At 51.0% G+C, this 12,741-nt stretch carries 15 protein-coding genes; 5 read left to right on the top strand and 10 right to left on the bottom strand.

All coding sequences use genetic code 11. From position 1 onward, the window contains the following. The first annotated feature begins 9 nt into the window (after nt 1-9). The 5 genes from BR63_RS18205 (at nt 10) to BR63_RS18185 (ending at nt 5,230) form a co-directional block, all read left to right on the top strand. Nucleotides 10-942, top strand: a complete 933-nt coding sequence (locus BR63_RS18205; protein ID WP_034420500.1) for an ABC transporter permease — start codon at nt 10-12, stop codon at nt 940-942. A 10-nt stretch (nt 943-952) separates the two neighbouring features. Next, the gene (locus tag BR63_RS18200; protein ID WP_034420501.1) at nt 953-1,948 is read left to right on the top strand and encodes an ABC transporter ATP-binding protein; all 996 of its coding nucleotides are present in this window, start codon (nt 953-955) and stop codon (nt 1,946-1,948) included. 2 nt (nt 1,949-1,950) lie between these two features. Beyond that, nucleotides 1,951-2,940 carry an ABC transporter ATP-binding protein gene (locus BR63_RS18195; protein ID WP_034420502.1) on the top strand — a complete coding sequence of 330 codons (990 nt, stop codon included), beginning with the start codon at nt 1,951-1,953 and terminating at the stop codon, nt 2,938-2,940. Nucleotides 2,941-3,029: 89 nt separating this feature from the next. After that, nucleotides 3,030-4,688 (top strand): peptide ABC transporter substrate-binding protein, encoded by a 1,659-nt coding sequence (locus BR63_RS18190; RefSeq protein WP_187142752.1) that lies wholly within the window; start codon nt 3,030-3,032, stop codon nt 4,686-4,688. Between the two features lie 194 nt (nt 4,689-4,882). Further along, the gene (locus BR63_RS18185; protein WP_081908035.1) at nt 4,883-5,230 is read left to right on the top strand and encodes an ArsR/SmtB family transcription factor; all 348 of its coding nucleotides are present in this window, start codon (nt 4,883-4,885) and stop codon (nt 5,228-5,230) included. A gap of 86 nt (nt 5,231-5,316) precedes the next feature. Here BR63_RS18185 and BR63_RS18180 read toward each other — a convergent pair whose 3' ends face one another. From BR63_RS18180 to BR63_RS18135, 10 genes are read right to left on the bottom strand one after another with little or no spacing between them, the layout of a single operon-like run. Continuing rightward, a complete protein-coding gene (locus BR63_RS18180; RefSeq protein ID WP_034420504.1) occupies nt 5,317-5,865 on the bottom strand; it encodes a BMC domain-containing protein in 549 nt (182 codons plus the stop codon). A gap of 14 nt (nt 5,866-5,879) precedes the next feature. Beyond that, a complete protein-coding gene (locus tag BR63_RS18175; RefSeq protein WP_034420505.1) occupies nt 5,880-7,196 on the bottom strand; it encodes a 4Fe-4S dicluster domain-containing protein in 1,317 nt (438 codons plus the stop codon). A gap of 21 nt (nt 7,197-7,217) precedes the next feature. Next, nucleotides 7,218-8,636, bottom strand: coding sequence for an aldehyde dehydrogenase family protein (locus BR63_RS18170; RefSeq protein WP_034420506.1), 1,419 nt, complete (start codon nt 8,634-8,636; stop codon nt 7,218-7,220). After that, nucleotides 8,633-9,619, bottom strand: coding sequence for a cob(I)yrinic acid a,c-diamide adenosyltransferase (locus BR63_RS18165; RefSeq protein WP_207724734.1), 987 nt, complete (start codon nt 9,617-9,619; stop codon nt 8,633-8,635). Before BR63_RS18165 ends, BR63_RS18170 begins: the two co-directional genes overlap by 4 nt. A 23-nt stretch (nt 9,620-9,642) precedes the next feature. After that, entirely contained in the window at nt 9,643-9,915 is a 273-nt protein-coding gene (locus BR63_RS18160) for a EutN/CcmL family microcompartment protein (RefSeq protein WP_034420507.1), read from the bottom strand. Between the two features lie 28 nt (nt 9,916-9,943). Continuing rightward, nucleotides 9,944-10,720 (bottom strand): flavoprotein, encoded by a 777-nt coding sequence (locus tag BR63_RS18155; RefSeq protein ID WP_153802016.1) that lies wholly within the window; start codon nt 10,718-10,720, stop codon nt 9,944-9,946. A 5-nt stretch (nt 10,721-10,725) separates the two neighbouring features. Continuing rightward, the gene (locus BR63_RS18150; protein ID WP_081908036.1) at nt 10,726-11,394 is read right to left on the bottom strand and encodes a phosphate propanoyltransferase; all 669 of its coding nucleotides are present in this window, start codon (nt 11,392-11,394) and stop codon (nt 10,726-10,728) included. Between the two features lie 23 nt (nt 11,395-11,417). Further along, the gene (gene pduA / locus BR63_RS18145; protein ID WP_034420509.1) at nt 11,418-11,696 is read right to left on the bottom strand and encodes a propanediol utilization microcompartment protein PduA; all 279 of its coding nucleotides are present in this window, start codon (nt 11,694-11,696) and stop codon (nt 11,418-11,420) included. Then, the gene (locus tag BR63_RS19825; RefSeq protein WP_153802017.1) at nt 11,693-12,271 is read right to left on the bottom strand and encodes a BMC domain-containing protein; all 579 of its coding nucleotides are present in this window, start codon (nt 12,269-12,271) and stop codon (nt 11,693-11,695) included. The genes pduA and BR63_RS19825 overlap by 4 nt, the downstream gene beginning before the upstream one ends. Then, a complete protein-coding gene (locus BR63_RS18135; RefSeq protein ID WP_081908039.1) occupies nt 12,268-12,741 on the bottom strand; it encodes a glycerol dehydratase reactivase beta/small subunit family protein in 474 nt (157 codons plus the stop codon). The genes BR63_RS19825 and BR63_RS18135 overlap by 4 nt, the downstream gene beginning before the upstream one ends.

Raw genomic sequence — 12,741 nt, 5'->3', positions numbered from 1 at the left:
GTAGAGAGAATGGCAAATTTACAGCTTTCCAAGATCAGTCCTGAAAAATTCAGTCCCCTGCCCGCCAGCCAGAAAAGAACCAACGAAATTGTCAGACCTACGGTGACTTACTGGCAAGATGCCTGGCGGAGACTGAAGGAGAACAAAATGGCCATGCTGGGTCTTTATACCATTATCTTTATCATCCTGCTGGCTATCTTTGGTCCCATGTTCTCGAAATTCTCCTACTCCGACCAGTTCCTGGATAAACAAGGGTTACCCCCCAACAGCGAATTCTGGTTCGGTACCGATACCCTGGGTCGTGATATGTTTGTCCGCGTCCTCTACGGCGCCAGGATTTCCCTGGCCGTGGGTTTCGTGGCCAGCTTCATCAACCTTACCCTAGGAGTTTTATACGGCGGTATTTCCGGTTTGGTTGGCGGAAGAATTGACAACATCATGATGCGGATTGTTGACATCTTTTACTCGGTGCCCCTGGTCTTGTACGTAATCCTCCTAATGGTGGTTGTGGGGCCAGGTTTAAAAAGTATCTTTATTGCCCTGGGCGCTGTTTACTGGTTGGAAATGGCCCGGATCGTGAGGGGGCAGGTCCTTAGCCTGAAAGAACAGGAATTCGTACTAGCGGCACGGACCCTGGGCGCCAATAATGTGCGCATCTTATTACGGCATCTCATCCCCAACTGTATGGGCCCCATTATCATCACCGTAACCAACAGCATTCCCCGGGCTATTTTTACGGAAGCCTTCCTGAGCTTTATCGGCCTCGGTGTCTCTGCCCCTATGGCCAGCTGGGGTATGTTAGCTTCCGACGCTGTGCCAGCCATCAGATCCTATCCCCATATACTTTTCTTTCCCGCTCTGGCTATCTCCATCACCATGCTGGCTTTCAATTTTTTTGGAGATGGCCTGCGAGACGCCCTAGATCCTCGTCTGAGAAAGTAGGAGGAAGAGAATGAAAAACATCTTAGAAATCGAGAACCTGCAGACATCTTTCTTTACCCATGTGGGTGAAGTTAAAGCCGTCGGTGGCGTTAGCTTTCAGGTAGGGGTGGGTGAAGCTATCGGTATTGTTGGCGAATCAGGTAGCGGTAAAAGTGTTACCTCCATGTCCATCATGAGGCTGTTGAGCTACCCGGGCCGGATTATCGGCGGCTCTATTTACTTCAAAGGTAAGGACCTGGTTAAGTTGTCAGAACGGGAAATGCAGAAGATCCGGGGTAATGAAATCAGTATGATTTTCCAGGACCCCATGACTTCCCTGAACCCCGTCTTTACTGTGGGCAACCAGATCATGGAACCTCTGATGCGCCACCAGCAACTAAGCCGTAAGGAAGCCAAAGCCAAGGCCATTGAGATGCTGCGCTTAGTGGGTATACCCAGCCCGGAAAAAAGGGCAGCCCAGTATCCCCACGAGTTTAGCGGCGGTATGAGACAGCGGGCCATGATCGCCATGGCTTTAAGCTGCCAGCCCAAACTTCTTATCGCCGACGAGCCAACAACAGCCCTGGATGTTACCATCCAGGCCCAAATCATGGAGTTGATGAAAGAACTGAAAGAAAAAATCAATACCTCCATTATTTTAATCACCCATGACCTGGGCGTGGTGGCTGAGATCTGCAGCAGGATTATCGTCATGTACGCCGGTATCATCGTCGAACAAGGAACCAGGGAGGATATTTTCTACAATCCCAAGCATCCCTATACCTGGGGACTCTTAAAATCTATCCCCCATATCGAAACAGAAAAGAAGGAACGTCTCATTCCCATTGACGGTCAACCCCCTGATCTACTTAAACCACCCGCAGGTTGTCCTTTTTACCCGCGCTGTGAACATGCCATGGAAATCTGTGTGGAGCAGCGCCCCCTATATACGGATCTGTCTCCTGTCCATAAGGCTGCCTGCTGGCTTCTGCACCCCAATTCACCCAAGGTTGAAAGGGGGAACTAAGCGTGTCCGAAGGTAAAGTTTTATTGGAAGTAAACAATCTTAAAAAATACTTTGAGATGACCAATGGCTTCTTCGGTAGAGAAAAAACCGTACTCAAAGCCGTAGATGATGTAAGTCTTTACATTAAGAAGGGGGAGACCCTGGGATTAGTGGGTGAGAGCGGCTGCGGTAAGACCACCATCGGCCGCACCATCATCAAGCTGTATGAAGCCACCGACGGAAGGATTATTTTTGACGGAAAAGATATTACCCATCTCTCCCAGACGGAAATGCTCCCTTACCGTAAGAGAATGCAGATGATTTTCCAGGACCCTTATGCCTCCCTTAACTCCAGGATGACTGTGGGTGACATCATTGGTGAACCCCTGGACATCCATGATATCGCCAGGGGACAAGAGCGTAAAGAAATCATTCAGGAACTCCTGCGTAAAGTTGGTCTTAACTCTGAGCATGCCAACAGGTACCCCCACGAATTCAGCGGCGGTCAAAGGCAGCGGATTGGTATCGCCCGCGCTCTGGCGGTACAGCCCGAATTTATTATCTGTGATGAGCCTATATCCGCCCTGGACGTATCCATCCAGGCCCAGGTGGTAAACCTGCTGGAGGATTTGCAGAATGACCTGGGTTTGACCTACCTCTTCATTGCCCATGACCTGTCCATGGTGAAGCATATCTCCAACCGGGTGGGTGTCATGTACCTGGGCAAACTGGCTGAATTGACCAGTAGTCGAGAGCTGTATAAAAGGCCTTTACATCCCTACACCAAGGCTTTGTTATCAGCCATACCCGTTCCCGACCCTAAAACAGCGGATAGGAAACAGCGGATTATCCTGGAAGGTGACGTACCAAGCCCTATGAATCCTCCCAGCGGGTGCCGTTTTAGGACAAGATGCCTTTATGCCGAGGCCATCTGCGGTGAAACAGTACCCGAGCTGCGAGAAGTAGCTTCCGGTCACTGGGTGGCTTGCCACTTAGTCCATAAAATTAATTAAGGTTGTGGGGGTGCAGAAAGAGGTAAAAGAGTTGTTTGGCGAAGTGAAGTGGTGTCAATCACAAATCCAAATTATGGGAGGTAGAACTGATGAAGAACAAGCTAGTAGTTTTTGTGCTGGTCCTTTCTCTCATGGTCACTTTAGTAGCCGGCTGCGGCAGTGACAAGAAACCCCAGGCTGAAGCTCCTAAAGAGCAGCCGAAATCCCAGGTTCAAGGCAAATTTATTAGACATAACCACGGCCAGGAACCTGAAACCATTGATCCTGCTCTTAACACAACCGTTAACGGCGGTACCATCATTCTCTCTGCTTTTGAAGGTTTAACAACTTTAGATGAAAACGATAACCCAGCCCCTGGCGTAGCTGAAAAGTGGGATATCTCCCCCGACAAGACCAAATACACCTTCTACTTACGGAAAAACGCCAAATGGTCTGATGGTAAGCCTGTAACTGCCAATGACTTCTACTATGCCTGGAAGCGGGCTTTAAATCCAAAGACTGCTGCCGAATATGCTTACCAGCTTTTCTACATCAAGAATGCCGAAGAGTTCAACTCTGATAAGACTGGTAAGGTCAATTTCGAGGATGTAGGTATTAAGGTTAAAGATGACTACACCCTGGAAGTCCAATTAAAATCACCCACTCCTTTCTGGCTCAAACTGACAGCCTTCCCCACCCTGGCTCCTGTTCGGGAAGACATTATTACCAAGTACGGTGACAAGTGGGCCCTCTCCCCTGAATCCTATATTGGTAACGGTCCTTTCAAGATGGTAGAGTGGAAATCCAAGGACATGATGAAGTTCGTGAAGAACGAACACTACTGGAACAAAGATGCCATCAAGATTGACGGCTATATTGAAACCTTCATCGCTGAGGCCAGCACCATGCTGTCTGCTTTCGAAGCAGGCGAAGTGGATGTCATCGATGAAGTACCTCTCGAAGAGATCCCCAGGCTGAAGAAGGAATCCAAAGAATTTAAGATTCTTCCCCAGTTAGGCACTTACTACTACTGCTTCAACGTCAAGAAAGCTCCTTTCAATAACTTGAAAGTTAGAAAAGCTTTTGCCCTAGCCATTGACAGGGAAGATATCGTTGATAAAGTTAGAAAATCAGGTATTCCTGCTACGGCCTTCGTTCCCCCCGGGGTACCCGATGCCGAACCCGGCAAGGACTTCCGTACCGTTGGCGGCGCCTTCTTCCCCATCAAGGCTCAGCCGGAAGAAGCTAAGAAGCTCTTAGCTGAAGCAGGATATCCTGAAGGTAAAGGCTTACCCCCCATTACTCTTATTTACAACACCAACGAAGGTCACAAAAAAATTGCCGAAGCTGCCCTGGAAATGTTCAAGAAGAACTTGGGCATTAGCAATATCACCCTCACTAACCAGGAGTGGGCTGTCTTCGTGAACACCAGGCAAAAAGGTGACTTCCAGATTGCCAGACACGGCTGGCTGGGCGACTATAACGACCCCATGACCTTCATCGACCTCTTTACAACCGGCAACGGTAACAATGATGCCCAGTGGAGCAACAAGGAATTTGACAAGTTAATCCAGAAAGCAAGATTAGCAGCTAATGAAAAAGAACGCATGGAGATTCTCCACAAAGCCGAAAAACTCTTCCTGGATGATGTGATCATGATTCCTATTTTCCACTACACCGAAAACACCATGATTAAGTCTTACATCAAGAACCTGCACAAGTCTCCTCTCGGCTTCACCTACTTTGATAAGGCTGAAATTGTGAAGTAATTTAGACACAACCCGCTTCCCGTTACCCGTTATAGGGAAGGAAACCGAGATAAATAATAACCGAACCCCCCTGGACACATTTTTCAGGGGGGTTTTACTTTAGATTTATTTTTACGTATTTACATTTCTTGATATCCAGCTGCTGCAGGAATTATAATAAAATAAATGTTTCTTTTTGTTGCTAGGGGGTTTTTATGGATATATATACAAAAACCGCAGAGAGACTTAAAGCCATGGCTGAGCCCACACGCTTAAAAATCCTGAAAATGTTATCCCAGGAAGAGATGTGTGTCTGTGAAATCATTGAAGGCCTGCATCTAAGCCAGCCTGCGGTGTCCCATCATTTAAAAATTCTCCGTCAGGCAGAGCTGATTAATGACCGCAAAGAAGGCAAATGGACTTTTTATTCCCTCAACAGGGAGGAATGTCATCATTTGCTGGAGGATTTACAGCATGATTACCTACAGGACCATCCGGCCAGAGAAAAACATGCTCCCAGCATCTGCTGTAACATTGATACTTCCACTTTAGAAGAAATTTAGCCTTGTAAAACACCCAGGATGCCAAAGACGGCCCCTATGACCAGGTTCCCGGTAACAGAGGCCACTACGGCCGCCGGCAGGGCCTTTCATAAAATACTGGACTGCAAATCCCGGTGGGGTGCAGGGATGACCAGTTGATCCACCAGCATTCCCGCATCCTGGGCAATTTGGCTTGCCGCTGCCACCGCTGTTTTCACGGCACCCACATCCCCAGTAAGGGAAACAAGGGCTTTGCCCCCCATACCGCGGGCTAATCTAACCTCAATGAGCTGGACGTAGGCCGATTTGACTGCCGCATCCGCCGCCATGATAGCCGCAGCCACAGAATAGGTTTCCACTATGCCTAAAGCGCCCAGTTCTTTAACCTGGCTCGTGGCGCACAGGGCAGGAAAGACATTTTCATTGACATTAGGAATGACATATTTGTCTATGACTGCTCCAGGACTAATTTGACTACCGCTCTCTACCGCATTCTTTACCGCTCCCACATCACCGGCCACGATAATCATAAACTTTCCGGGGCAGACAGGTGTAGCTTGCAGAAGTTCCACATGGCTTGCTTTCAGCATGGTATCGGCCGCTAAAATGCCCTGCGTAATATTTTTAATTTCCAGTATGCCAATGGCTTTTTTCATCACTTTCACCAACTTTACAGCCTTTTGATGGTTATAGACGAGGTAACGGACTCCACAATCCCTCTAATACTGGCATGAAGATTGGCCCCTACGGCATTATGGTCCGGTATGGTTCCGATCAACTGTCCCCTATCCACTTTCTCTCCTGCCTGGACTACGGGCCTTGCCGGCTGGCCCAGGTGCTGCTGCAAAGGAAGTATAACTTCCTGGGGATTCACCTCTATCTCAAGCAAAGGGGCCGGGACATTATAGGCTTCCAGGCCCAGGCGGGCAATTAACCTGTTGCTAGGGATTTTATGCCAGCCCCTGGAGGCTTCCGGTTTTAGTTCGTTGCGTCCGTGGGGGTTTCTGATACCGGCCTTACCCATTTCCTGTTTTAACATGCTGTTGAGCTGCCGGGGAGATAAACCCATGGGACAGGCAAACTTATCACAGGCCCCGCATTCGGAACAGAGAAAAGCCTGGGTAAGCTCCTTGGTCAAAGAACCAGCACCAAGGGCCCGCATAATCTTATGAGGCTCCAGCCCATGGCCTAAAAGATAACGGGGACAAAGATCAGTACAAATCCGGCACTGGCAGCAGGCAGCCCTGGCCCTTAAAATGTTTAGCCGCACACTCTCGTTTTTATGCTGGAGCAAGGGATGGTGGACAGGTAAGACAATGACGCCGCCCGTAGTCTTGGTTACCACATCCCCGGCAGCCACTGCTTTACCCATCATGGGGCCGCCCTCGATTATTCCATATTTTTCTATTAACGATCCCCCCGCCAATTCCAGTAAAGCGCTAATCCTGGTTCCGAGAGGAACGGAGGCAGTCAGGGGTTTTCTCACAGCCCCTGTAACAGTAACGAATTTATGGGTTACGGGCACACCCCGGACAGCCCCTAATACATTGAGCAGGGTTTCCACATTGATCACCACACAACCCACTTTCAGGGGAATCCCGCCCTCCGGTACAATACGGCCTGTGACTTCATGGACCAGTACGTGTTCATCACCTGCGGGATAAAAATCATCCAATAAATGAATCCCGTATACTCCTTCCCTGGGCTGGCAACTCTCCAGGGCGGCGCGCGCCTGTTCATATTTTATCTTAAGGGCGATAATCCCCTTCCGTGCCCCTGTATGCTCAACAACCAGCCGGAGAGCCTGCCAGAGTTCCTGGGCATATTTAGCCAGCATTTGCTGGTTTGCCCTTAATAAGGGCTCGCATTCCGCTCCGTTCACCAGGACATATTCCACACGGGCATTGAGCTTGATGTGGGTGGGAAACCCAGCCCCGCCTGCGCCTACCACTCCGGCCTCTTTAACCTGTGCTAGCAAATCAGTCATACTTGTTCACACCTTTACGCATTATACAATGGATAAGGCATCAACCAGGACACATCTCCTCTGCCTGGTAAAGGTCCGGGCCGAGGTAAGCCCTTCGCCCGTGGGCCCTGCAATAGTGAAGGTGGTAAAGCCTTCGCCTCCAACGCCTATACCGGCATAAGAAGGAGCATTCTTTACAAAGATGGTGGTCTGAATGGCTTTAGCGAAACGGGTCATATGATCCACATTCTTGGAATGCATAATGGCCGTATGCCTATTTCCATGCTCCACCTTGACAGCCAGGGCTATAGCTTCATCAATGTTTTTGACCTGTACCAGCGGTAAGATAGGCATCATCAGCTCTACCATGACAAAAGGATGGTGGGCCTCGACTAGAGCCACAATCCCCCGGATCTCCTCACCTGCCCGGATACCGATTTTCTCCAGGATATACCTGGCATCCTTACCCACATACTGCTTACTGGGCACATATTTGCTCTTACCGGGTTCAACTATTTTTTCCTGGAGGACCAGCTTTTCTAAGTCTCTCAGGTGCGTCCCCTGTATGAGGTAAGCGCCATGTTTCTGCATGTTGGCCAGGAGCAGATCGGCCACACTTCCCACCACAATGATAGACTTTTCGGCAATACAGGGTAAGTTGTTATCAAAAGTCCCGCCATCGACAATGTCTTTGGCCGCCTTCTCGATATCTGCCGTCTCATCAACGACCACGGGGGGATTACCTGCGCCAGCGCCAATGGCTTTTTTCCCCGAGCTCAGCACAGCCCTGACCACATCGGGGCCTCCCGTGGCTACCAGCAGGTTAACCTTGGGATGGTTCATGAGCTCCTGGACCGCTTTCAGACTGGGTTCTTTGATGGTACAGAGGATGTCTTGGGGGCCTCCCCTGGAGATGATGGCTTTATTCAGGATCTCCACCGTTTTTAAAGAAGTATCCCGGGCGCTGGGATGGGGGCAGAAGACTACGGAATTGCCCGCAGCAATCATGCCGATACTGTTGTTGATGATGGTGGCGGCCGGGTTTGTCACCGGGGTAATCGCCCCAATGACCCCAAAAGGCGCCATTTCTACGATAGTTAACCCTCTATCGCCTGTGTAAGCCTCTGTTTTTAAATCTTCTGTTCCCGGCGTTTTCAGGGCTGCGAGCCTATTTTTTATGATTTTGTCGGCGACCCGCCCCATGCCCGTTTCTTTCACCGCCATTTCCGCCAGAAATTCGGCATGGGCTAGGGCCGCTTCCCGCATAGCTGTAATAAATTCTGCCCTTTTTTCTAAGGAAAAGGTCATCAATTGTTTTTGCGCAAGGGAAGCGTCCTCCACCGCCCTGACAATACAATCGAACACGCCGTAGGCGTTAGGAGAAGAAGTCCCACTGCTTTTCAACACTTCCTTTACAACTGCAGCCACAAGCTTTTCCATCTCTACATTGGCCAGGTTCATTTTATTCCTCCTTCCAACAGCCCCAGCGCCTTGGCCAGGGCCGCTTCGGCAACCTGCATATCCTGTTTCACGGTACCGCCTGAAACTCCCAGTCCGCCTATGAGCTCACCATTTTGATAGATGGGATAACCGCCGCCAAAAATAACAATCCTGCCCCTGTTGGTGGCCTCAATGCCATAAAGAGGCTGGCCGGGCAAAGACAAACCTGCCAATTGGTGGGTGGGAAGCTTGACGGCCACCGCCGTATAGGCCTTGTTCACGGCAATGTCGATACTGGCCAGTAAGGCTTCATCCATGCGGTGGACGAGGACCAGGTTCCCGCCTTGATCCACCACAGCCATGACCATAGGCACACCTAGGGATTGGGCGGCTTCTTCAGCAGCCTGGGCCAGTTCTTTGGCTAAGGCCAGTGTTTTATTTTCCAATATACCTGACATTTTTTTGATCACCTCCCTGGTAACCTGCTTAATGAAGGCTTCGTGTTCATCGACACGGGCCATGACAAAGAGTAAGTCGGATAATCTATTCAAATACTTCAAGACAAAAGGATTTACGGCTTCTTCCCTGGCCAAGGCGGTACACAGGCGTTCCGCCCGGCGCACTATGGTCCTGGCCAGGTCAAAAGCGCCTGCCGCTGCCGTTCCCCCCGGAAGCACAAACCCTTTTTGTTTAGGCTTCTTTACTTCCAACTGGTCGATTAACTCTTCCAGCCTGGTCACATCTTCCTCCCCCACAGGTGTAACCGGAACCGTGCTGCCCTCAGCCCGGGCCAGGTCAGCCCCCACCACCAAAAGCCGTTCTTGAATTTCCCGGGCAATGTCCTGCAAAAAAGGGAGGGAGCAGAGACTTCCGGCCAGCCCTAAAGCCGAATTTGCTTCATCTACCGTCCCGTAAGTCTCCACTCTGGGATGATCCTTTTTAACGCGCTTCCCGCCTAAAAGGCTGGTCTGTCCTGCATCTCCGGTCCGAGTGTAAATTTTCACCAAGCGTTCCACCTCCTGGGCCTTTAACCCTGGTGCAGTTCCATGGCGTCCACTATCCCCACCACAGCCGCATCGGCCACGGTGTGGGCTTTAGTGGCATTACGTGCGGAACTGCCTGTGGCTACCAGGACAGTTTCTCCCGCCCCTGCCCCGATGGCATCCACAGCAATAATGGGACCACCTGTTTTTTGCCCCGGTAATAACTCCAGGGGCTGGATTATCAGTAATTTGCTGCCCACCAGGGTCTCATCCTTTTGGGTAGCCACCACATTGCCAATGACTTTAGCAATAAACATCTTTTCACGTCCCTTCCCCGATAAACAACTACTCATGGTAAATAACCAGACCATGAGACTGGATCAGGTCCTGGGCTAAGGGGGTCAGTATAGCGTTGGCAGGAACCCGTAAACTTCCTTGCCGGATGACCTCCTGGGTGATATCCTCCTGGGTGATAACCTCTCTTTTTCCTCCTCCTGCCGGTTTAACCGGCTCTCCGGAGAACGCGAGGGCCCTAGCCCGCTCTGCCAGCTGGCTCACGTCCACTACCTCGATGCCTAAAACCTCCAGTTTTTTTAAATACTCGTTGGCCAACTGCAAGAGCCCCGGGCTGCACCTGTACATACTGAGGCTTTTTCTTTCCTGGTCCTGGAGATTGGCTGCGTTTTTAGCCGCCACCACCGGGGTGCCCGACATCAGGCAGTGCATCACAATATTCAAGATAAGGGTATCAGAGATGCCCACCGCCAGTTTGGCCAGGCTGTTAAAGGTAAGTACGGGAACCGTCACAATCCCTACACCATCCAGTAACTTGTGCAGGGAAACCCTGTTACCCTCTTTAATGACCGGTAGGTCGGAGAAACTGCCAAAGATTTGCTCATCGGGATAAATTTCTGAAGCTGTTCGGGAAAGGACCACTTGAACTTGGGCCCATTGGGCCAGTCTTTCCATTTCCCGGAGGCTTTGCTTAAAACCAATACTTCCACCTGTAAAGAGAGCCAGGAGCCGGGGACGAGAAGAATGGGTTTCCCTACTTCCCTCCTCAGCCTGAAGCTGCTTAAGTACCTCCCGGGTGATAATTTTTACCAAATGATCTATATCCACAGCAGTCAACTCCCTTCCTGCCGTAACAGTAAGATCCCGGTATCGCCGTTTCGCACCCCTGCAGCATTGGCTTCATCCGTATCAATGTGCATCTCCAAACGGTAATTTTCATTAACCCTTGCCAGCACGTTGTCAAAAACCAGGGCCCGGTCACCCTGGATTTTTACCGCAAGCCTGTCACCATCCCGTATCCCCATTCTTTCAGCATCGGCAGGATGAAAGTGGATATGCCGGGCGGCACAGATCACACCTTCTGTGATTTTCAGGCATCCTGCAGGGCCCACCAGCACCAGTCCCGGTGTCCCCTGCAAAAACCCCGAATCCCTAACAGGGGGAAATACCCCCAGAGTAAAACCGTCGGTACGGGATATCTCTACCTGGGTAAGCCTGCGGGCCGGTCCTAAAACCCTAACCTTGGCCAGGGACCCTTTGGGCCCCACCAGGGTTAAGGTTTCGGCGGCAGCAAATTGGCCTGGCTGTAATTCCTTGACGGGAGTCAACTGGTAACCAGGTCCAAAAAGGACTTCTACATGGGCCTGGGAAAGATGAACGTGACGGTTTGATATGCCTATGGAGACCGGGTAGGAAGGGCTGGCAGGGATACATGGTGGGTTAGACGCTAACTTTTCCTGTATCTTTTCTACAACGAGCCGGATCAATTGTTCCTTATCCATCAAGGCCAGCCTCCCTCCTCAGGCTAAGTGAGCTTGGGAAGTATTTTTTCCACATCGGCATGGGGCCGGGGAATAACGTGGACGGAAACAACTTCTCCCACTTTCCGGGCGGCACTGGCACCGGCATCAGTAGCAGCTTTCACCGCTCCTACATCCCCTCTTACCATGACCGTTACCAAACCGGATCCAATCTTTTCATAACCTACCAGGTTAACATTGGCCGCCTTTACCATGGCATCAGCAGCTTCAATGGCCCCTACCAAACCCTTGGTCTCAACTAAACCCAACGCTTCTCCTCTCATGCTTCAGCCTCCTTATCTTTATAATGAAGACAATTCATTTTGGGCTCACCTTTCTTCCGGGGACACAGGGGATCTCCACAGAGATTGCACACCTCCCTGGGTCCTAGGACCCTGTCGGAGGGCTTCTCCCTCCCCCCTTCCCCCGCGGGGATAGTTCCGGCTTGCTCCTCCTCTTTTGCCTCCCCGGCCCAGAAAACAGGCTCTGGGACAGATTCCGGCAATTTTTCTCCTTTCACAGGCACCTCCACCGGAATCTCCGCGGTAGGGGAAACACCGGCAGAACAGCCGGTTGTTTCCGGAGTGGAAGGATAAACCATCTCCTCGGTACTCTGATGGGGACGGGGAATCACATGGGTAGCCCAGACCTTACCTACCTTTTCCGCTGCGGCGGCACCGGCGGCTACAGCAGCTTTAACGGCACCCACATCTCCTGTGAGTTTAACGACTACCAGGCCTCCTCCCCGGGTTAGTTCGTATCCGCTTAACTTTACATTGGCCGATTTCACGGCCGTATCGGCGGCCTCAATGGCTGCAGGCAGGCCGATGGCTTCAATCAGACCTAAGGCCCTGCTCAATATTTCACCTCCTCATTGAAACCTAAATCAGACATCACCCGCATGATTTCCGCAGTGATGCACGTTACAAGGGTTTCCAACTCCCGGGATCTTTCATCTTCCAGAACAAGGGTATTTTTAAAAGGCAGGCCTTTCACCAGCCTGGCCGCGTGGGACCCGTAAACCCGCCATAAAGTCCTGTTGCCCTGCAGTCTGGGAAGATAAAAGAGGGGTTCCTTTTCGGGCAAGCGGTGGAAGTGGATAGCCACGGAACCGTCCTTGCCAATGGCCACCCCTACCCCCAGAGGCGAGGCTTTAGCGCACTGGTAAGCCAGGCGGACAGCGTCCTCTTCCGGAAGCCCTTTTTCTTCCCAAGGTATGTTCTCCTCTTCCATACCTGCCCGCAGTTCCATGGCAATAACGCTGTTTTCCTCACTCTTCCAGGCCCCCAAGCCAATATGGGGCTTTAGGACTCTCTCGCGTATACTCAT

It is taken from the genome of Thermanaerosceptrum fracticalcis (genome assembly GCF_000746025.2).
GTDB classification, from domain to species: domain Bacteria; phylum Bacillota; class Peptococcia; order DRI-13; family DRI-13; genus Thermanaerosceptrum; species Thermanaerosceptrum fracticalcis.
Note: the sequence above shows the minus strand (reverse complement) of the source record. Positions and strands in the feature narration are given on the sequence as shown.